General features: G+C 35.5%; 20 protein-coding genes. 11 read left to right on the top strand and 9 right to left on the bottom strand.

The genetic code is table 11. From position 1 onward, the window contains the following. Positions 1–11: 11 nt before the first annotated feature. Positions 12–2012 carry a transglycosylase domain-containing protein gene (locus MKX78_RS07525; RefSeq protein WP_307318316.1) on the top strand — a complete coding sequence of 667 codons (2001 nt, stop codon included), beginning with the start codon at positions 12–14 and terminating at the stop codon, positions 2010–2012. Positions 2013–2114: 102 nt separating this feature from the next. Here MKX78_RS07525 and MKX78_RS07530 read toward each other — a convergent pair whose 3' ends face one another. Next, positions 2115–2435, bottom strand: a complete 321-nt coding sequence (locus tag MKX78_RS07530; RefSeq protein WP_095369938.1) for a hypothetical protein — start codon at positions 2433–2435, stop codon at positions 2115–2117. Positions 2436–2675: 240 nt separating this feature from the next. Here MKX78_RS07530 and fumC point away from each other — a divergent pair, with 240 nt between their 5' ends. Continuing rightward, positions 2676–4049, top strand: a complete 1374-nt coding sequence (gene fumC, locus MKX78_RS07535) for a class II fumarate hydratase (RefSeq protein WP_328198655.1) — start codon at positions 2676–2678, stop codon at positions 4047–4049. Between the two features lie 56 nt (positions 4050–4105). On the opposite strand, the gene MKX78_RS07540 is transcribed toward fumC, so the two are convergent. Beyond that, positions 4106–4306 (bottom strand): alpha/beta-type small acid-soluble spore protein, encoded by a 201-nt coding sequence (locus MKX78_RS07540; protein ID WP_157733752.1) that lies wholly within the window; start codon positions 4304–4306, stop codon positions 4106–4108. Positions 4307–4668: 362 nt separating this feature from the next. Here MKX78_RS07540 and MKX78_RS07545 point away from each other — a divergent pair, with 362 nt between their 5' ends. Then, positions 4669–4929 (top strand): metal-sensitive transcriptional regulator, encoded by a 261-nt coding sequence (locus MKX78_RS07545; protein ID WP_095369936.1) that lies wholly within the window; start codon positions 4669–4671, stop codon positions 4927–4929. A 52-nt stretch (positions 4930–4981) separates the two neighbouring features. Here MKX78_RS07545 and MKX78_RS07550 read toward each other — a convergent pair whose 3' ends face one another. From MKX78_RS07550 to MKX78_RS07575, 6 genes are all read right to left on the bottom strand, one after another. Next, complete coding sequence (locus MKX78_RS07550) at positions 4982–5176, bottom strand: hypothetical protein (protein WP_095369935.1); 195 nt, start codon at positions 5174–5176, stop codon at positions 4982–4984. Between the two features lie 51 nt (positions 5177–5227). Next, positions 5228–5440 (bottom strand): YheE family protein, encoded by a 213-nt coding sequence (locus MKX78_RS07555; protein ID WP_251161279.1) that lies wholly within the window; start codon positions 5438–5440, stop codon positions 5228–5230. A gap of 66 nt (positions 5441–5506) precedes the next feature. Then, positions 5507–6694, bottom strand: coding sequence for a YheC/YheD family endospore coat-associated protein (locus tag MKX78_RS07560; RefSeq protein ID WP_307318324.1), 1188 nt, complete (start codon positions 6692–6694; stop codon positions 5507–5509). After that, entirely contained in the window at positions 6691–8061 is a 1371-nt protein-coding gene (locus tag MKX78_RS07565; protein WP_095373491.1) for a YheC/YheD family endospore coat-associated protein, read from the bottom strand. Before MKX78_RS07565 ends, MKX78_RS07560 begins: the two co-directional genes overlap by 4 nt. Positions 8062–8068: 7 nt before the next feature. Beyond that, a complete protein-coding gene (locus MKX78_RS07570) occupies positions 8069–9145 on the bottom strand; it encodes a YheC/YheD family endospore coat-associated protein (protein ID WP_095369932.1) in 1077 nt (358 codons plus the stop codon). Between the two features lie 21 nt (positions 9146–9166). After that, positions 9167–10525, bottom strand: coding sequence for a YheC/YheD family endospore coat-associated protein (locus MKX78_RS07575; protein ID WP_328198663.1), 1359 nt, complete (start codon positions 10523–10525; stop codon positions 9167–9169). Positions 10526–10667: 142 nt separating this feature from the next. Here MKX78_RS07575 and MKX78_RS07580 point away from each other — a divergent pair, with 142 nt between their 5' ends. The 6 genes from MKX78_RS07580 (at position 10668) to MKX78_RS07605 (ending at position 17855) form a co-directional block, all read left to right on the top strand. Further along, positions 10668–11810, top strand: coding sequence for a DUF445 domain-containing protein (locus MKX78_RS07580; RefSeq protein ID WP_307318328.1), 1143 nt, complete (start codon positions 10668–10670; stop codon positions 11808–11810). An 85-nt stretch (positions 11811–11895) separates the two neighbouring features. After that, positions 11896–12246 carry a YlbF family regulator gene (locus tag MKX78_RS07585; protein ID WP_095369928.1) on the top strand — a complete coding sequence of 117 codons (351 nt, stop codon included), beginning with the start codon at positions 11896–11898 and terminating at the stop codon, positions 12244–12246. A 304-nt stretch (positions 12247–12550) separates the two neighbouring features. After that, entirely contained in the window at positions 12551–13420 is an 870-nt protein-coding gene (locus MKX78_RS07590; RefSeq protein ID WP_307318329.1) for a Cof-type HAD-IIB family hydrolase, read from the top strand. Between the two features lie 219 nt (positions 13421–13639). Then, on the top strand, positions 13640–15151 hold the full coding sequence (locus MKX78_RS07595; protein ID WP_307318330.1) for a coproporphyrinogen III oxidase: 1512 nt from the start codon (positions 13640–13642) through the stop codon (positions 15149–15151). 179 nt (positions 15152–15330) lie between these two features. After that, positions 15331–16950 (top strand): long-chain fatty acid--CoA ligase, encoded by a 1620-nt coding sequence (locus MKX78_RS07600; protein WP_307318331.1) that lies wholly within the window; start codon positions 15331–15333, stop codon positions 16948–16950. 113 nt (positions 16951–17063) lie between these two features. Beyond that, the gene (locus tag MKX78_RS07605; RefSeq protein WP_095369925.1) at positions 17064–17855 is read left to right on the top strand and encodes an enoyl-CoA hydratase; all 792 of its coding nucleotides are present in this window, start codon (positions 17064–17066) and stop codon (positions 17853–17855) included. A gap of 79 nt (positions 17856–17934) precedes the next feature. On the opposite strand, the gene MKX78_RS07610 is transcribed toward MKX78_RS07605, so the two are convergent. Next, complete coding sequence (locus MKX78_RS07610) at positions 17935–18120, bottom strand: YhzD family protein (RefSeq protein ID WP_095369924.1); 186 nt, start codon at positions 18118–18120, stop codon at positions 17935–17937. A gap of 151 nt (positions 18121–18271) precedes the next feature. On the opposite strand from MKX78_RS07610, the gene MKX78_RS07615 reads away from it, so the two are divergent. Further along, complete coding sequence (locus MKX78_RS07615; RefSeq protein WP_307318332.1) at positions 18272–19171, top strand: ABC transporter ATP-binding protein; 900 nt, start codon at positions 18272–18274, stop codon at positions 19169–19171. Continuing rightward, on the top strand, positions 19164–20417 hold the full coding sequence (locus tag MKX78_RS07620; RefSeq protein WP_307318333.1) for an ABC transporter permease: 1254 nt from the start codon (positions 19164–19166) through the stop codon (positions 20415–20417). The genes MKX78_RS07615 and MKX78_RS07620 overlap by 8 nt, the downstream gene beginning before the upstream one ends. Positions 20418–20519 lie beyond the last annotated feature (102 nt).

Raw genomic sequence — 20519 nt, forward strand, 5'->3', positions numbered from 1 at the left:
GTGGAGATGTTATGAAAAGGGAAAAAACACCATTTGTTTGGTTGAAAAACATGATAAAGAAATTGCATATATGGCAGGTAATATTATTACTCATATCACTGGGAGTCCTTTTTGGTTTAATCTATATCATTCCATTTGCAACAAATAATGATATTGAAGGTCTAAATAGTCAATTAAGCAAGCCAACGATTATTTATGATAAAAATGGTGAAGTAGCTAGTAAGGTTTCTGCTAACAAAAATGAAGGAGTAGCCTTTGAAGAGATACCGGAATCACTCATACACGCTGTTATTGCTATTGAGGATCATCGTTTTTTTCAACATGAAGGCGTCGATTATCAAGGGATTGGCCGCGCTTTTTTAACCAATATACGAGCTGGTAGAATTGTTGAAGGCGGAAGCACAATCACTCAACAACTTGTAAAAAATGAACTTCTCACTGCAGAAAAATCATATGACAGAAAGCTTCAAGAGTTTTTTATAGCTAGAGAAGTAGAACACCAATATAGTAAAGAAGAAATACTACAAATGTATTTGAATAGAATTTATTTTGGTGAGGGTGCGTATGGGGTGAAAAAAGCAGCTAATAAATACTTTGCTAAAGATTTAGGCGAATTATCGTTAAGTGAATCTGCAATGTTGGCTGGTTTAATTAAAGCACCTTCTACGATTAATCCATACAATGACAAACAAAAGGCAATAGCAAGAAAAAATCTTGTTTTAAAGCAAATGAAGCAACATGGATATATTAATGAAGAGGAAATGAATCAAGCAATAAATGTAGAAATGAGTTTTAAAGAAGGGGAAGCTGATCCAATGAAAGGAAAGTACCCTTATTATGTTGATGCTGTTCTCGAAGAAGCAATGAATCGATATGATCTCTCATTAGATGAGTTGTTAACGCAAGGTTATCAAATATATACCGAATTAGATCCTAGTATGCAAGCTGATATAGAGTCTACTTATCAAAATGATGCGATTTTTCCTTCAACAACAGGGGAGCGACCGGTTCAAAGTGGGATGATATTAATGGATCCTGAAACTGGTGGCATTCGTGCTTTAGTTGGTGGGAGAGGTGAGCATACGCTCCTTGGACATAATAGAGCCATTCACCCTGTGGGAGAACCAGGTTCAACGATGAAACCGATTATTCCTTATGCTGCTGCAATTGAAGCTGGATGGGAAAATACAGATATGTTGAAAGATGAGAAATTATCATTTGGTGAGTATGCTCCAAATAATTATAATAACCAATATCTAGGTGAAGTACCAATGTATGAGGCTGTGATGCATTCTATCAATTTACCGGCTGTATGGTTATATAATGAAATAGGTGTAGATAGAGGAAAGAAGATGGCCGAGCAATTCGGCATTCCGAAGAATGTATTGGATGGAGGCCTAGCTCTTGCTTTGGGTGGGACAAGCCGTCCTGTGTCTCCTAAAGTGATGGCTGAAGGTTATAGTGTTTTTGCTAATGGTGGTAAGAAAGAAGAAGCTCATACAATTATTGAAATAAAAACCCAATCTGATGAGCCTTTCGTTCAATGGGAAAGTAAGAAGGAAACAGTAATCTCTGAACAAACAGCAAATCAAGTGACAGCAATGCTATTAGGTGTCGTCGATTATGGTACAGGGAAAGCTGCTAAAATTGATGGAGTTGAAATCGCAGGGAAAACTGGTTCAACACAGTTAGGGATTGAAGGTTTAAGTGGGACAAAGGACCAATGGTTTGTTGGTTATACTCCTCATCTAGTAGGTGCCATCTGGGTTGGCTATGATCAAAGTGATCGTAATCATTATTTGACGACGAGTAGTAGTGAAGGCACAGCGCCAATTTTCAAGGAAGTAATGGAAAAAGTGCTTCAAGGAAAACCGATTGAAAGCTTTAATGTCGATAAAATCGATGATAAATATAAAAAGCAGCAACGTAACAAGGAGAAACAGGAACAGAGGGATGAAATAAGAAACTGGTTAGAAGATAAAAGGAATCAGTTTTTTGACTGGTTTAATTAAATATGATATTTAAAGGGAAATAATGAAAAATCTACTGAGAGAATCTTTATTCTCATGGAGAATCTTTCTTATTTCCCTATACCTTTACTAAAATAAGATATCTTATACATGTACACTTCTGTTCAATAATAAACTTTTAGGCTCTGCTGTAAAGTGAACATCATTCGTACACAACGTTTTAATTTGAATAAGTATTTCTTCTGGCTCAGTACCTTCCACAATCACTTTCAATTCGTCTTTCGGTCGGACCATCATCAGAAAGGTTACTAGTTTTGACAAGTGAGAAGGGATCACTACATTATGTTGATAAAGAAAATAAATTGTGCCGTCGTATTTATATGCAGTTTGGTATATAGCAATCATTTTCTTTATATTTAATGATTTTTCAAATTTTAAACTGGAAGAGATAATTTTTCTATTCATGATATGTAACTCCTTTTAAAAGAATTTAATAAAAAATTACCCCTTTATTTTTAAGTTAAACATTTTATAATTAGAATGTTTTACGTTTAATCTTTGTCGGATTTATTAATAGAAAAGTCGAATAACTTGATTCTGTTGATTAGGAATGTAAAACTAAGGATGGAGCTTTTATAAACCTATTTTAAAATGCTTTAAATTAGGAAAATAATAGATAGACAAGAATTTTTGGGAGGTAGTAAGATGACTGAATATCGTGTAGAGAAAGATACGATTGGTGAAATTAATGTGCCTGCTGAAAAATATTGGGGTGCACAAACAGAAAGAAGTCGCAATAATTTCAAAATAGGTATTGAAAAAATGCCATTAGAGTTAATTTATGCTTTTACTACGATTAAACGCTCAGCAGCGATAGTCAATCATGAATTAAATAAGTTATCAGAAGAAAAGAAAAATGCAATTGTTGCAGCGTGTGATGAGGTGTTAGCTGGGAAATTTGATGAACATTTCCCTTTAGCTGTATGGCAAACAGGCAGTGGAACGCAAACAAATATGAATGTCAATGAAGTAGTGGCAAGACGGGCAAATGAATTATTGGATAATGAAGATATTTCTATTCACCCAAATGATGATATAAACATGTCGCAAAGTTCTAATGACACTTTTCCAACAGCGATGCATATTGCAGCACTGAACAGTGTGGATAAACATTTAATTCCTGCGCTTATTCGTTTAAAGGATGTCATTCTACAGAAGGAAAACGATTTTGCAGATATCGTAAAAATAGGAAGAACTCATCTTCAAGATGCAACTCCTCTTACATTAGGACAAGAAATAAGCGGTTGGCGTTATATGTTAGAGAAGGATGAGCGCCTTATCAATGAAGCGAAACTAGCACTAGGAGAACTGGCTATCGGTGGAACTGCTGTCGGAACAGGTATTAATGCTGACCCGTCGTTTGGTGATAAGATGGCTAGTGAGATTTCTAAATTAACGAAGCTCTCGTTCACTTCTTCTCCTAATAAATTTCAAGCACTAACAAGTCATAGTGAGATTGTTCATCTTCATGGAACTTTAAAAGGTTTAGCTGCAGATTTAATGAAGATTGCTAATGATGTTAGATGGCTTGCGAGTGGACCAAGAAGTGGGATTGGTGAATTAACGATACCTGCTAATGAGCCAGGAAGTTCAATTATGCCAGGAAAAGTAAACCCAACACAAAGCGAAGCGTTGACAATGATTTCAAGTCAAGTATTTGGAAATGATGCAACGATAGGCTTTGCTGCCAGTCAAGGTAATTTCGAATTAAACGTCTTTAAGCCAGTAATCATTTTTAATTTGCTTCAAAGTATTACATTACTTAGTGATGGTATGAATTCATTTAATAAAAATTGCATTGTTGGTTTAGAAGCTAATACTGAAAAAATCTCTCTGTTTGTCAATCAATCCCTCATGTTAGTGACAGCTTTAAACCCCCATATCGGGTATGAAAAAGCAGCTGAAATTGCTAAGTTAGCTTTTAAAGAGGAGCTAACATTGAAGGAAGCGGCATTAAAATCAGGATATATTACTGAAGATCAATATGATAAATGGGTTGTACCAGAAAAAATGATCTAAACAAATAAAGCCCCCTAGGTGATAGGGGGCTAATCCATATTATTAAGTTTTGCAGCTTAGAACTTTCCGCCACCAAGTTGTTGTTCAGCCATTTGAACAAGACGCTTAGTAATTTCTCCACCTACAGAACCGTTCGCACGAGATGTTGTTTCAGCGCCAAGGTTAACTCCGAATTCACTTGCGATTTCGTACTTCATTTGATCTAAAGCTTGAGCTACTCCTGGTACTACTAATTGATTTGAAGATTGGTTTGCCATAATGTGTTTCCACTCCTCTAAATTTTTTTTTGGCTGGGTTAGTTGGCAATGAACCAACGCAATTTTCTTTGCACCATATTTGGTTTAACCCATCGATAGTAGAAGTTTTAAGCGTGTTTGCCGCTTGTAATAGTTATTATGGTTGATATTTAAAAGATTATGCCTGAATATTTTTAGGGAATTATTTCCTTATAAATGTTTTGTTGTCTTTTTATTGTGCATAGGGAGGAACAGTAGAAACATGATATAATATAAATCATCAATTTAATCGTCATTAAAATTATGGGTATGCTTTTACATTCGCTAACACAGATGATTAATGATGACCCTAATCATTGAAAATGAGGTTAGAAGGTGAATAAATGGATTATACAGAGGATATGAAAAACAGGCTTAAAAGATTAGAAGGTCAAATGAGAGGCGTATTACGGATGATGGAAGAAGAGCAACATTGTAAAGATGTCGTTACTCAGCTTTCAGCTATTCGCTCGGGCATTGACCGAACGATTGGTTATGTTGTCGCAAAGAATTTGGAAGCTTGTATAAGAGAAGCAAATTCAGAAGGTAGAAATGCAGAAGAAGAGATACAACAAGCTGTTAATATGATTGTGAAAAGTAGGTAAGATGTTTTGGTAAAAGGAAAGGAACGATTGTGAACAATCGTTCCTTTTTAGTCTATTCTTCATCACAGCAATGCGGAGGTTGTTCTTTTTCTAGTTCTCTCGCTTCTTCGATATTCGTATGTCCTCCACTAACATGCACAGTACCTCCGGACATTCCTTCGTTAATATAACGATCAACATCGAGAAAGGCTTCATCGCGTCCTTCATATGGTAAATCTTTTTCTAAATCGTCTTTTTTGTTTGCCATAAATGAACCTCCTTAATTTCAGAAGAATGGTTCATATTCTTCCACAATTCTTTACCGGTCATACACATGGTAAAGCATGAGTTCGTGAATATGGCTTTTTAACTTGTCTTCATGATTTTGGTCCGGAACAGTGGATAACCATTCAATTTTTCCATCACGATGATATATACCTAAATACTTTTTGCCATGATGAAAAAAAGAAAATTTCCATCCTGGTAATTCTTTGTTTTCATATAATGATTGAAATTGAAAATGTGAAATCATGATTATTCCCCCTTGTTCTCATTTTAACTTGAATCGAGGAGTTCTGAAAATGAAAATAAACATAATTTAATGAGGAAAAGTGGGAAAACCGCTTAATTGCATACATAAGTGACAAATTGCTTTGATTCGTTTGTTTTCAATATGCTCTTCATCAAAACTCATAGGCTTGGAATTTACTTCATACAAGTAGAATTTACCGTTCGCACCTACACCTATATCTAAAGAGAATTCCCCGAATAAACCAAGTTGTTTATTTAATAAATGACCCACCTCTTGTATGATTGAATTGAAAAATATATAGTCCTCTTCTTTAGCAAATAGTTCATAAGGCAATATCTTCCCACCATTGGGTACATGTGTTGTGACTTGTTGGTGACTGCTAGATTGCCTTATACCAATCCCAGAAATGACAAAATTGTTCTTCTCTTTATGTGATAATATTCTGAAATCATATCTTGATTCATCATATAATGCTGGTTCAATTGCTTCTTGTATGATATATCGGTCCTTAGCTAAATGAACTTTTAATTCATTCCATAATTCGTTTAAGGTAGCGAACTCTTTTGTTAGATGAACACCTTCCATTAAATAGTGATTTTCCTGTAGGGAGATTCGAAAGATTCCTTTTCCCTTTGCACTACTAACGGGTTTGATATATATTTTTTGTTTGTCTTTCAGCCAATCATGTAGCATTTCTTCAGAAGTTAATAACGAAGTTTCTGGTAATAAAGGTTTTAATGAGGAAGATTCCATTAATAAATGATGCATTTCCAATTTATTTATAAAACAGGGATTGAAAAAAGGAATATTATGTTTTTGTAAGAACGATGTAAGTGCAGTAAAATCAGTTTCTTTTTCTAGGTTGCGGAAAGGAATACGGTTATATATGACATCAGGTAGAGGGGATGAGACCTGTATCCATTTTCCTAGAGATGGATGAAATGTATAACCAGTTACAAATGATACTCCAAAATCATCTGGCGTAAAGACAATAGGTAATGCTCCTATTTTTGAAAATTGTTGTACAAGAGATAAAAATAGCGGACCATTGCCCGCTAATTTTTTATTTTTTCCTTTGCTTGTTAAGATCCCTATAATTGGACCGATTCGATGAGAATCTTCATTTAATGAGAATGGCAACCATTTTTTTGAATAATGAAAGAGTTTTTCTGTTTTTATTTTATTGTTTCCAAACATTTTTTCCTGTGCGTGATACCACTTTTGAGATAAAGGGTCATAGTAGGAAGTAGTCATCTAAACAATGCCTCAGGGCTTTTCATTGCTTGTTCTGTTAGGTAGATACTATATGCTAAAGAAAGTTTACGTGTTAAGAAATCAAATTTTTTCATACTTGGATGTGTAAAGATTGAACGTCCTGGTTTTGAATTCGCTTCGAAAAACCAAACTTTTCCTGACTGGTCTATGCCTAAGTCAAAGCCTATTTCTGCGACAAGACCTTCCATATTATTTTCTATTGCTTCGCTTAACTTTAAGGAAGCTGTTTGCAATTTATTAGCAATTTCTTCTCTTTCAATTGGATCCTCGAAAATTTCATCTAATGATTGAATCGTACCTCCACTTTTTACATGGGTTGTAACACTTCCATTTCCAGCTACTTTTGCTGCACAAGCAGTAACAATCCACTGTCCTGTTGAATCTTTATTCGTGTGTAACCGAAAATCAATGGAGCATTTCTCTTTCTTCAACAGATATATACCCTGTTGGATAATCATTCTTTCGAGGTTTTTACCTGCAAAAATATGCTTCATTAACCCTTCTAGACTAGAGAATTTCTTTAGTTTATTCATACCAGCTTTTAAATCTCTGTACCGACAATAATAAGCACTGTCTTCTCTGTTATAAATAATCTGATGAATACCTAATCCCAGACTGCCATTCATTGGTTTAATGTATATATGGCCATATTTGGCGAGCATGTTTTCGATAGCGGAATAAGAACTAAACGGCTGTGTTTCAGGTAAATACTCCGAAATTTCCTCGACTTGAAATAAACGATCATAAATATCCATTTTATTAAAAAAGCCTGGATTATACCAAGGAATTAAATATTCTTGTTCAAGTCGTGACTTTACTTCTTTTTGTTGTTTTTGCCGTTCACTTTTTCTATTTGGAAGGCGATCATAGATTACGTTTGGGAAAGGCACTTCAATTGTCTTCCACCCATTTTGTAAATAAAATAAACCTTGTATAGTACCAGAATCCCAATTGATATGCTTCTCTCCAAATACGAAAGGAAGTGCACCGACACTAGTACTTACAGATAAGAGTTTAGAAAAAATAATTGAGCGATCACCGATAGGCCGCATGGGAAATGATGTGAACCCTGACGTGAAAATGCCAACAAGGGGTCCGATTGTTAATGTTTCATCATGTATAAAAATATGAAGAGGGTGCTTGACATAAGGGAAGAAAATATCTTTAGCGAGATCTTCACTGATGGTGATTGCTTGTTTGGAGCTCGGTTGTTGCTTAAATTTAGCATCAATGGTAACTGTACCGAAATTTAATTTGTAAAGGGCAGTATTTAGATTTATATGGTTTGGCAAGAATACACAGCCTTTATAGTCTGAGGTGATATCTATCATAAATGTTTGATTCATCATTCTTTCACTTCCTTTCAGCTAATGCCCGTTGGGATAATAGGTAATCTCCATACTTAAATGGAGAAGTGTAAAGGACATCTGCTAATTGTGGATTTGTTTGTAAGACCAATTTCCTGCCAGGTTTAGAGTTAATATCAAGAATCCAGATGCCACCTTCTTGATCAATTCCGATGTCGATACCTAATTCAAATAGTGTTGAAAAGCATGATTCCATAATTGAGGGAAGAATAATTAATATTTCCTTTAATTCTTCCTGTAAAAACGACTTTTGGCTTTTTGGAATACTATCTAGCCAATGCTCATAGGAAGAGGTTGTTCCACCGGCACTTAAATTAGAAATTATGCCGTTTTCATGACCAGTTCGCATGGCTCTTGCTTGTTCTTGCCATTCACCGTTAGCATCCTTTTGCAGAAAAACGCGTAAATCAAAGGGGCGATTCTGTTCATCAACGAGTAATAAGAATGGTTGGATTAGATATTGATATCTTTTTGTCAGCCTCTCTAACCAAACCGTTGCTTTATGAATGGGAAGCGTTTGTTCAATCTGCTTAGAGCCTTTGTCTGTTTTGATAATCATTGAGTCACCTTTGATTGAGATAACATAAATACCTATACCTTGTGACCCATTTACTGGTTTTAATACGAGTGGTGACTGCTTTTTTAACTGTTTAATGAAAGATTTCGCTGAAGTGAAAGGATCTGATTGCAGTAAATAAGGAGCGAGTCTAGAATGTTTTAGGGCATCATATATTTCGAGCTTATTTGGAAGTCCTTGACCTAAGAATTGGGTCTTACCACTCTTTTTTAACCAATTTGTTATGACTTTGCATTTTTTTGAATGATCATCTTCTTGATAAAAACAACGGTCATATAACAGTTCAGGTAATGGAAAAACCGTAGACTCCCATTGTTCGGTTACTTCATTAAATAGCTCTCCATTTACTTCATTATTGTGTGGTAGGATGTTTTTCGGAATAAAACGAAAGCATTGATACCCGTGATGTTTAGCTTGTGAAGCAATAGCTGTTATATAGGTCCTTTCACTTGTTTCGTAAAGTGTCATAATACCAAGTGTTTTCATGCTGATTTTTCCTCCTTATTGTTATGTTGAAAAAGCTAAAAAAGTACAATACTCTACAAGTGCTCTTGCAGAAGGTCTGATCTGATTGAATTCACCATCAATTTGCTTAGATGGTTTAGAGTTTGCTTCAATCATCCACAAATGCCCCTCATAATCAACGCCCATATCAATGCCGAGTTCACCATATAGGCCAAATGTTTTTTGATCAATCATCGTGCATAGCTCTATTGAAATTTCTTTCATTAATGCTAATATTTGTATTGCGGTGGTTTTATCAAATAGTGTAGTTAGCAGTGCTAGTGGTTTTCTCATTTCCCCTCCTTGGGCAAGATTAGATACAAATTGTTCTGCATTAGAGATTCGGGCTACAGCAGAGGTAACTTTCCAAATGTTTTGCCTATTTTTATGACAAAGAATGCGAAAGTCAATCGGTCTTTTGTTGAGTTGAATGAGCGGTATGCCTTCTTGGATAATATAGTTACTTGTTCTATGCTCTTTCTCGAATTGCGATATGAAGCTATCAAGATGATGGAATGGGTGGCTTGTTTTTGCCTTTTTCCCTGATGAGTAACCAACGGCGTACATATCTTTATTTTTACGTATGTGAATAATTTGTTTCCCTTGACTTCCATTTACGGGCTTTATGAAGATAGATGGATACTTTTCTATAAAATAAAGTAACTTTTCTTTCGAATAATCTTCTGTTTCTGGTAAATAGGTACGTAAATGAGTTTCGTCGAATAAGAAATCATATACATCTTTCTTTGATAAAAATTGTTCATTAAAAAAAGGGATGGCATTTTTATATAGCAAATTTTTAAGGTTTGCAAAGCTAGGTGAGCTTTCAATCTTTCTAGAGTGAACGCGGTTATAAATAACATCAGGAAGTGGCAGTAGTTGTTTCTTCCATTCACCCTCGATATTTATATAACCATGGACTTCAGTTTCTTTAATATCTTTGGGATGACAAACATAAGCAATTCCTCCTAAAAGCTCAACAGTTTGATTGATTTCATGGCAAAATTGATGGATGGTGCGAAAATGTGGAGGAGATTGATCTCCCATTTCAAAAAAGTCAGTCATGATAGCAATAATTGGCCCGAGTGACAATACCTTGCTTTGAACAATATAATTAACAAGCATGAGGTGCCCTTCAAATGGTATATTGAAATAATCGAATACAGATTGACTAATGAACAGTTCCTTTTCATCTACTTGACGATAAATGAGGCGAATGGTTAATTGTTTTTGCCCTAATGATAAACGGATATGTTCCTCATTAGAAATTAGTAAATGTTCTGCTAATGCTGGGTTGAGCTCTAGAACCATCTTATTTTCATACGGAAGTACTCTCATTTTAATGTTTGTATATCGTGTCATCATTAATCCCCATTTGCCCGCAAGAAGCGAGTAATTATATAATAAAATCTAGGCGAATGCTGATACGCTATCTTATGAATGGCAAGATAAATTGGTGCGATTGCACAAAGAATTTGGTGAAAGAAGAAAGGTAGAGAGCGGAATGAAAGAAATTTTTACGACCCTACTAATGATGGTTGCTACTGGTGCCATCATTGGAGGAGTTACAAATTATTTAGCTATTAAAATGATATTTAAGCCTTATAGAGCGATTTATATTGGGAAATGGCGTCTTCCTTTTACACCAGGGTTGATTCCTAAACGTAGAGGTGAGATGGCCGAACAAATGGGTAAGCTTGTCATAAATCATTTGTTAACACCAGAAGGGATACAAAAGAAACTACAAAATGAGCGTTTTCAAACAATGCTGACACAATTTGCCGTGGTAGAAGTAGAAAAGAAATTGAAAACAGAAAAAACGTTAGAGCATCTGTTGGAACAAATAGATATAAATGAACCTGCAAAAATGGCTGAGGATAAGATTGGTGCGTTTTTAGAGGTGAAATATGAGAATTGGATGCGTACAAATCAAGATGTAGCAATGAAAGAAATCTTGCCACAAAAACTTGTAGGTAAAGTGGAGGAACAGTTGCCTCAACTAAGCAATTGGATTGTGCAATCAGCAAAGAATTATTTCGCAAGTGAAGAAGGAAAAGAAAGTATTCAAAGGATGGCCGATGATTTTGTCCAAAAACGAAGTGGCATGATTAAAAGTATGCTACAAATGTTTTTAGGCAATGTGAAATTAGGGGAAAAACTACAACCTGAAATCGTAAAATTCTTAAATCATCCTGGAACAGATGAGCTTTTAACATCACTCCTTAGAAAAGAATGGCGAAAATTATTAGATAAAAATATTGCTGAGTTTGAAGATAAAATAGGAAGAGATAACCTCCTTCCATTCATAAAGCAGACTGTGTTTCGATTTGTTCAAGTTCATGAAATATTTCAAATGCCAATTAGTCAACTAACAGCAACAATAAGACCTTATATTATTACTGAACTTATCCCGAAAGCAACAGTAGGAATAAGTAAGTTATTAGCTGATAGAATATCTGTTTTAATGGAAAAAATGAAGCTTAATGAAATTGTAAAAGAACAGGTAGACTCATTTTCTGTTGAAAGGTTAGAGCAAATGGTGTTCTCGATTATTAATAAGGAATTAAGAATGATTACATTTCTTGGAGCCTTACTGGGTGGTCTAGTAGGTGTGTTTCAAGGTATTACTGCCATATGGATATTATAAATCCTTATATTTTATAGGTTTTTCCTCGATTTTACTTCCATTGTCTGTTATAGTGGTGGAAGTCTATGAAAAGGAAGTGTTCAATTTGGCAAATAATTTACAAGACGCAGCAATCGAATTAGAAAAAGCAATCCGTGAAAGCAATGAATATCAAAGCTTAAAGGATTCTTATGATAAGGTGAATGCAGATCCATCAGCTAAATCGATGTTTGATAACTTTAGAAATATTCAAATTCAGTTACAACAGAAGCAAATGTCTGGTCAAGAAATTACACAAGAAGAAGTGGATCAAGCGCAAAAAACAGTTGCCCTTGTACAACAACACGAACTGATTTCTAAACTTATGGCCGATGAACAAAAAATGAGTGAAGTTATCACAGACTTAAATAAAACAATCATGAAGCCTCTCGAAGATTTATACGGTGCAGCCGAGTAATTCATGAGTAATAGACTTGGTTCTATTTCATAAAAGCACAACCTTGCTTTCAATAGCAAAGTTGTGCTTTTTTTCGTGCAGGTGTAAAAACCTCATGCCTTCTTAAGGATGTGAGGGCTTATATACAAATACAAATGTCGCGGAATTTTGATAAAAAAAGATTAAGGAACGGCAGGAAACGTAACTATGTTTAAAACGCAAAGAGAACAGACTTCTTTATCTCTATTCTTCCTGTTCTATTTTCTGTTGCGGGTACATAAAAGTGTCATAAGGACAATTTTCATCCAGAATAGGGGGCAAAAAGATGATTTATCGTCTCTTAGCTATAAATATTGATGGTACCCTTCTTCAAAGTAATGGAAGGCTGCATAAATCAACAAAGGAAGCAATCGAATACGTCCAGCAAAAGGGAATTTATGTGACGTTAGTAACAGCAAGAAGTTTTCCATCGGCTAAGAAAGTGGCTAAAGCATTAAAATTAAATTCCATCCTTGTAACATCAGCTGGAGCTTATACAGCGGATAAATTGGAACAACCAATTGAAGTAAAACGCATCAAAAAAGAAGTAACCTTTGATATTGTACGCTTATTAGAAGGATTCCCTTGTCAAATAAGACTTGTGCATGAAAAGTTTTCACTAGCAAATAAGACAAAAACAAATAATAATATCCTCGCTAAAACGGTGTTCTCAACAGGTGATCCTGTTTTTTATTCCCACCAGTTTGTTGAGTCTCTGAGTGAAAATTTGCTAGAAGATCCAGTTAAACCACCAAAAATTGAAATTTACTTTGAAAATACCAATGATCTTATACATGCCAAAAAAGCATTAGATGTCATGTATGATGAGGAAATTGCTATTACCCAACTAAATGACTCTCGTTTAGATATTGTCCCTTATGGTGTATCCAAATGGAATGGTTTACTGAGATTAAGTAAGGAACTTGATATTGCACCGCAAGAAATTGTAGCCATTGGAGATGGCTATGATGATTTGCAGATGATTGAAGGTGCGGGTTTAGGTGTAGCGATGGGGAATGCCCCTCATGTCTTAAAAAAGCAAGCTGATTGGGTAACAAGAACAAATGATGAACATGGTGTAACATATATGGTAAAAGAGCATTTCCGCAAACAACATCCTATCCAATTTTTAAGGAAAATGAATCTCTTGAAGTAAGGTAGAAGCTCTGAAGGTGGTAGAACGGTTGCTACCTTCAAAGCTTCTTATTCGTATTCCTTAATTTAAGGGAGGGGCTTTTAGCAGCATATGCCAAATATAGCTAACAAACTGATATACTAAAATACAAACGACCTGTGAATGGAGATTGACCCGTAAGGTCTTTTTTTTGTAAACTTAAAGAAGTTTGATCAAGAGAAAGTATAAAGGTGATTAACAATGAATATATCTATTTTAGGTTTGAATGATAACCGTTATATAAGACCATTGCAGTTAATTGGTAATTTATTTTTTGAAGAATGCTCTGTAAAACTTGATAAACATGAGGGTGCAGATGTAGTTATATCTTTCCACTATGAAGTAAGTGAAGAGATTAACATGAGTGTTCAGCTTACTACAAGCGAGGAAGAAGTCTATACCGCTAACTATAGAAAGAATCTTAAGGCGTTTGAGACAGAAAAGGAATTCTTTAATCAATTAAAGTATGCAGCTTCCCATGTGTATTTAACTGTTTTACAAGATTGGACAGGTATTGTGCAGAAATGGGGCATATTAACAGGGATAAGGCCAACAAAGCTTTATCATCGTCATATGATGTCTGGAAGTAGTAAGGAAGATGCTCATCAAGCTTTGAAAAAAGATTATTTGATTTCAGATGAAAAAATTAATCTAATGGAAAAAATCGTTGCACGACAATTAACGGCGATTCCTGACCTTTATGATTTAAAAAAAGAAGTCAGTATCTATATCGGCATTCCCTTTTGCCCAACAAAATGTGCTTATTGTACATTTCCTGCTTATGCAATTGGTGGTAAACAAGGTAGAGTCGATTCCTTCTTAGCTGGGCTGCATTATGAAATCAGACATATGGGAGAATGGTTAAAGGAAAATGACATCAAAGTAACAACCGTATATTATGGTGGAGGTACGCCAACAAGTATTACAGCAGAGGAAATGGACCTTCTATATGAAGAAATGTATGAGTCGTTTCCAGATGTGAGTCACATTCGGGAAATTACGGTCGAGGCAGGTAGACCGGATACGATTACTGCAGATAAGTTAAATGTATTAAAAAAATGGAATATTGATCGTATCAGTATCAATCCACAATCATATACGCAAGAAACGTTAAAAGCGATTGGGAGGCATCATACGGTTGAGGAAACAATCGATAAGTTCCACCTGGCGAGAAGTATGGGTATGAACAATATTAATATGGATTTAATCATTGGCTTACCAAATGAAGGCACAACAGAGTTTGCACACTCATTAAATGAAACAAAGCAATTACTACCCGAGTCACTGACTGTTCATACATTATCTTTTAAAAGAGCTTCTGAAATGACAAAGAACCGGCAGAAATATAAGGTTGCAGATCGTGAAGAAGCAGAAAGAATGATGAATATGGCAGAAGAGTGGACGGCTGAACATCATTATGAGCCCTACTATTTATATCGTCAAAAAAATATTTTAGGAAATTTAGAAAACGTTGGCTATGCATTACCGAAACAAGAAAGTCTTTACAATATTATGATTATGGAAGAAATGCAAACGATTATCGGAATTGGCTGCGGGGCAGCAAGTAAGTTTATCCATCCTGAAACAGGTAAAATTACTCATTTTGCAAATCCGAAAGACCCTAAATCCTACAATGAAAGTTTTGTTGAATACACGGATAAAAAAATAGCTATGTTAAATGAGCTCTTTAATATTGAGGCAAAGTCTATATAAGCTTAATGTGAGCTGTACCTTGGTTAAAGGTGCAGCTTTTTTGTTTGTGAAAATAGACTAGATTTAATTATGGCAACTTTAATAGAGGATTTTATTAAAAAAACAAGAATGTAATAGGTACAAAAGCGCATAAACATCTATGATAATGTAAACGGTTACTAAAAGGGAGGCGATTGGTGATGAATCATTCTTCTTTGACGATGGCACAGATGATAAAAAGAGCAGAAACGTTTTTCGCAAAAAAAGAGGTTGTATCTAGAACAGCAGGTGGTATTCAAACATTTACGTATAAGGAAATGGCAGAACGAACACGAAGACTTGCTTCAAGTTTACAAAGGCTTGGTATTAAAAGAGGGGAGAAGGTAGGGACATTTGCCTGGAACCATCACCGCCATCTGGAAGCATATTTTGCGATTCCTTGTAGTGGAGCGGTGTTGCATACAATTAATATTAGACTCTCATCTCAGCATATCACCTATATTATTAATCACGCAGAAGATAAAATTCTCCTCATAGATGAAGAGTTAGTTCCATTAATTGAACAATGTAGAGACGAACTTTCCAATGTAAAAGCATTTATCATTATGAGTGACCATAAGGAACCTCCAACTACAACTTTATCTCCAGCATATAATTATGAAAGTCTACTAGAAGAGGCAGATCCCAATTATCAATATCCTGATGATCTAGATGAAAATGACCCGGCAGGGATGTGTTATACATCGGCGACCACCGGAAATCCTAAAGGCGTCATTTACTCTCACCGGGCAATTGTGCTCCATAGCTTAGCATTAGGTTTAGCGGATAGTGTTGGTGTAAGTGAAAAAGATATTGCCCTACCTATCGTCCCGATGTTTCATGTCAATGCATGGGGCTTACCTTTTGCAGGGGTGTGGTTTGGCACAAAATTGATCATGCCTGGGCCTGCATTTACGCCTAAATTAATTGCCGAACTAATAGAAGAATATAAGATTACAATTACTGCAGGTGTACCAACTATTTGGCTTGGATTATTGAAGGAATTGCAAGCGAAAAAATATGATTTAAGTTCTTTAAGAAGCATTCTGTGTGGCGGATCTGCTGCACCAAAAGGCATGATTAGAGTGTTCGAAGAAAAGTATAAGATACCGTTTCTTCATGCTTATGGAATGACAGAAACAAGTCCACTCGCAACTGTCTCCAATCTAAAAAGCTATCAAGAAAATATAGATTTTGAAGAGAAACTGGAGTTAAGAAGCAAGCAAGGATTATTGGTTCCGGGATTAGAAATGAAAGTGATTGACGAAAAAGGGATTGAAGTGGAGTGGGACGGAAAGCAGATGGGCGAGCTCTGCTTAAGAGGTCCGTGGATTGTAACCGAATATTATAATGATGAGCGGACTGCCTCGAGTTTTAAAGATGGCTGGCTTCATACGGGTGATGTTGTCACCATTGATGAAGAAGGACTTTTGAAAATTGTTGATCGCACGAAGGATTTAATAAAAAGTGGTGGAGAGTGGATTTCTTCTGTTGACATAGAAAATGCGCTCATGGCTAATGAAGCCATTTTTGAAGCTGCTGTTATTGGTATTCCGAGTGAAAAGTGGCAAGAGCGTCCATTAGCCTATGTTGTATTACATGAACAATACAAAGGGAAAGTGACTGCTGAAGAAGTGCTTCAGTCATTAAGCGCTCAATTTGCAAAATGGTGGATTCCTGATGATGTCATTTTTATTGATGAAATTCCCAAAACATCTGTAGGGAAATTTTTAAAACGTGATTTACGAGAGAAATATCAAATGGATAAAATTAATCAGTAATTATTTTCAATATGAACAGTCATTCATTTTCTAGTAAAAAAATTCAATTATATTTGGAAAATAAAAAATATTTTATTTATAATAGAGGTATCCAAACTTAAGGAGGAAAATGAATGGCGCTTGATTTTGATACAAAGACCGTTAATTATTCGATTGAGGGAAGAGTAGCGCATGTAGAAATGAACCGGCCAGAGTCATTAAATGCACTAAATGTGGAAATGATTCATGAGCTTGCTGCTGTAATGAAAGAGCTAAGTAATTTAGAAGAAATAGATATCGTTGTTCTGAAAGGGGCGGGTAGAGCATTTTCTTCAGGCGGAGACATTAAAACGATGCTGATGGATGCGAATGAAAACGATTTCCCCGTTGTGATGGATGCGATTAATGAGTTAGTTGTTACATTGTATAGTATGCCTAAAATCACCATTAGCGCAATAAAAGGTGCAGCTGCAGGGCTCGGATTAAGTTTAGCTTTAGCTACCGATTTCATTTATGCTCATAAGGATAGTAAATTAGCGATGAACTTTATTGGTATAGGGTTAATCCCGGACGGTGGTTCCCACTTTTTCCTTGAAAGTAAGTTAGGGCCCGACCAAGCAAAGCACCTCATATGGGAAGGGAAACCGATGACAGCTGAAGAAGCATGGGAGAGAGGACTTGTTCATGAAGTCGTAGGTGATGATCTTGACGAAGCAGTAAATAAAAAAGTGTACCATCTGAGTCATCTTCCAATCCTTGCGATGATTAAAACAAAAAAAATACTGACAGATAAGAATCGCCCATTATTGTTAAAATTATTAGAGCTCGAAAAAAGTGGTCAAGCACAAATGAGGAAAACATCTGATCATAAAGAAGGCATAAACGCTTTTATTGAAAAAAGGCAGCCTCGATTCACAGGGAAATAACAGGAATGAAAGACACGCATGTTTTATCAGAAACATGCGTGTCTTTATTTGATACGTGGTGTATAGTATAACCTGAGGTCTATCGGTGAAATAATATAAGCTTTCCTGCTGGAGATGAGCAACGATGTGTTTTCTCTTCTAATCCTTTTTCTTTCAGGAGGTTTTCTCCGGTCACCTTGGCTTCTTGATCATTTGCTGATTCGAATGATTCATCAAGAATTTTTTCACCAGTTGGTTCGAATGCCGTTAATTTATAAGTTTTCATCATAAAGACTCCTTGTAATGTAGTTGAATATTCCGATATTTAATTATATTTTGGCATAATTCCATCAATCTTGCAAAAAGAAACATACTTATTTAATGAATCTTTTTTAGTTTTATATCGTAAATAAATGAAAGGGAGGGACAGAATTTATATGTCTTTAAAATTAGAAAATGTTACGAAGAAGTTCGGTCAATTTACCGCAGTAGATGATATATCTATAGAAATACCTGAAAAGGAAATGTTTGGTTTTTTAGGAGCGAATGGTGCTGGAAAGACGACTACTTTTCGAATGATTTTAGGGTTAATTGATGCAACCAAAGGAAACATCACTTGGCAAGGTAAACCCATTAATTATTCAGTGAGTGGTCAGATTGGTTATTTACCTGAAGAGCGTGGGTTATATCCAAAATTACAAGTGAGAGAACAACTTGTTTACTTAGCACGGCTAAGAGGGATGGATAAACAATCTGCCTTGAAGGAGTTAGACAACTGGCTTGATCGCTTTAAAGTACCTGATTACAAAACAAAAAAAGTAGAGGAGTTATCAAAAGGGAATCAACAAAAGATACAATTTATATCTAGTATTTTACATAAACCTAAGCTATTGATTCTTGATGAGCCATTTAGCGGGCTAGATCCAGTAAATGTAGAGCTGCTAAAAGACGCAGTTGTAGACTTGAAAAATAGTGGTACATCAATCGTGTTTTCTTCCCACCGTATGGAACATGTTGAGGAGTTATGTGAGCATCTTTGTATCATGCAAAAAGGTAGGCCAGTCGTACATGGTGAATTGAAGGAAATTAAGCGTTCTTATGGAAAAAAAACATTAATCATTCATGGTGATTTTTCAATGGCTTTTTTACAAGACCATCCTGCGGTGAAGAAATTTAAAATGACGACAGAAGGGGTGCATCTGCAAATTGAAAATGAATTGGCAGCGGACGATATACTAAAGGATATTGTTGGCAAAGGATTTATTCGCAAATTTATGCTTGAAGAACCATCTTTAAATGACATCTTTATCGAAAAGGCAGGTGCTTCTTATGAGTAATTTTTGGACAATTCTATGGCATACGTATTGGACAAAAATAAAAACAAAGTCTTTTCTTATTACGACAATTATTACGGCACTTTTATTTGTGCTGTTAGCCAATATTACAACTATTATCGATGCTTTTTCAAATGAAGAAACACCGAAAGTGGCAGTGATAGATGAAACAAACAGTTCCATCCAAGCAATAGAACGCATAGAGGCATATACATCAGAGGAAGTCATCTTAGAAAGTGTACAACAGTCAGAAGCTGAAGTGGACGAGAAGGTAATATCTGGGGAATTTACAGGTGCACTTTACTTAACTTCTAACGGTGAAAATCTCATTAGCGGTGAATATAAATCTTTGAGTATAGCTGATACTACTATCTCTAGCTTATTGCAAACAGCTTTGCAGCAAATAAAGACAGAATTAACTGCAGAGAGTATAAATTTATCACCAGAGCAATTGCAAACATTGTATGCACCTGTATCGTTTGAGACGACTGCACTTGAGGAAAATGCCAAGTCTCAAGAAGAATTAAGTCAGGCAAGAGGTCTTGTTTATGTGGTCTTATTTTTAATTTATTTTGCTGTCATCATGTATGCGAGTATGATTGCTAATGAAGTGGCAACTGAAAAGTCATCTAGAATCATGGAAATTCTTATATCAAGTACCCCACCTGTTCAGCAAATGTTTGCTAAGATACTCGGAATCGCTCTCTTGAGTGTGACACAAATGCTGATATTAGGTTCCATTGGTTTTATTGCATTGAGAGAAAGCATGTCTAAGCTTGAAGGTGGCTGGTTCGAAGCGTTTGGGTTTAGCAACTTATCTCTTGGTATATTATTTTATGCAGCCATCTTTTTCTTATTAGGCTATTTTTTATATGCGACCCTAGCCGCCTTTCTTGGGTCTTTAGTTAGTCGGATTGAGGATGTTCAACAAATGATTATGCCAATGACGATGTTAGTAGTTGTGGGCTTTTTACTCTCAATGTATGGTCTATCTAACCCAGATACAACTTTTATTACTATTGCCTCTTATATTCCTTTTTTCACGCCAATGCTGATGTTCTTAAGAGTAGGAATGCTTTCATTGCCGGTATGGGAACCAATATTAGGCATGGCCGTTCTTATTGTGACAACAATTATTTTGGCGATATTCGGTGCACGAGTGTATCGCGGCGGTGTCTTAATGTATGGTCGCTCATCTTCGTATAAAGATATTAAAAAAGCGATTCAATTAACGAAGAAAGAAAAATAAGTAGTTATTTACATTCAAGCTTCTCATACTTGTGTATGGAGAAGCTTTTTTAGCAAAAAAGAATTGATAAATGTAGTAGTGACCATTAATCTGCCGGCTCTG

Origin of the sequence: Cytobacillus sp. FSL R5-0569 (assembly GCF_038007265.1) — a bacterium.
Lineage (GTDB): Bacteria > Bacillota > Bacilli > Bacillales > Cytobacillaceae > Cytobacillus > Cytobacillus kochii.

Coding starts and splice junctions, on each gene's coding strand:
- MKX78_RS07525 (WP_307318316.1), top strand. CDS start 12: ATGAAAAGGGAAAAAACACCATTTGTTTGGTTGAAAAACATGATAAAG.
- MKX78_RS07530 (WP_095369938.1), bottom strand. CDS start 2,435: ATGAATAGAAAAATTATCTCTTCCAGTTTAAAATTTGAAAAATCATTA.
- fumC (WP_328198655.1), top strand. CDS start 2,676: ATGACTGAATATCGTGTAGAGAAAGATACGATTGGTGAAATTAATGTG.
- MKX78_RS07540 (WP_157733752.1), bottom strand. CDS start 4,306: ATGGCAAACCAATCTTCAAATCAATTAGTAGTACCAGGAGTAGCTCAA.
- MKX78_RS07545 (WP_095369936.1), top strand. CDS start 4,669: ATGGATTATACAGAGGATATGAAAAACAGGCTTAAAAGATTAGAAGGT.
- MKX78_RS07550 (WP_095369935.1), bottom strand. CDS start 5,176: ATGGCAAACAAAAAAGACGATTTAGAAAAAGATTTACCATATGAAGGA.
- MKX78_RS07555 (WP_251161279.1), bottom strand. CDS start 5,440: ATGATTTCACATTTTCAATTTCAATCATTATATGAAAACAAAGAATTA.
- MKX78_RS07560 (WP_307318324.1), bottom strand. CDS start 6,694: ATGACTACTTCCTACTATGACCCTTTATCTCAAAAGTGGTATCACGCA.
- MKX78_RS07565 (WP_095373491.1), bottom strand. CDS start 8,061: ATGAATCAAACATTTATGATAGATATCACCTCAGACTATAAAGGCTGT.
- MKX78_RS07570 (WP_095369932.1), bottom strand. CDS start 9,145: ATGAAAACACTTGGTATTATGACACTTTACGAAACAAGTGAAAGGACC.
- MKX78_RS07575 (WP_328198663.1), bottom strand. CDS start 10,525: ATGACACGATATACAAACATTAAAATGAGAGTACTTCCGTATGAAAAT.
- MKX78_RS07580 (WP_307318328.1), top strand. CDS start 10,668: ATGAAAGAAATTTTTACGACCCTACTAATGATGGTTGCTACTGGTGCC.
- MKX78_RS07590 (WP_307318329.1), top strand. CDS start 12,551: ATGATTTATCGTCTCTTAGCTATAAATATTGATGGTACCCTTCTTCAA.
- MKX78_RS07595 (WP_307318330.1), top strand. CDS start 13,640: ATGAATATATCTATTTTAGGTTTGAATGATAACCGTTATATAAGACCA.
- MKX78_RS07600 (WP_307318331.1), top strand. CDS start 15,331: ATGAATCATTCTTCTTTGACGATGGCACAGATGATAAAAAGAGCAGAA.
- MKX78_RS07605 (WP_095369925.1), top strand. CDS start 17,064: ATGGCGCTTGATTTTGATACAAAGACCGTTAATTATTCGATTGAGGGA.
- MKX78_RS07610 (WP_095369924.1), bottom strand. CDS start 18,120: ATGAAAACTTATAAATTAACGGCATTCGAACCAACTGGTGAAAAAATT.
- MKX78_RS07615 (WP_307318332.1), top strand. CDS start 18,272: ATGTCTTTAAAATTAGAAAATGTTACGAAGAAGTTCGGTCAATTTACC.
- MKX78_RS07620 (WP_307318333.1), top strand. CDS start 19,164: ATGAGTAATTTTTGGACAATTCTATGGCATACGTATTGGACAAAAATA.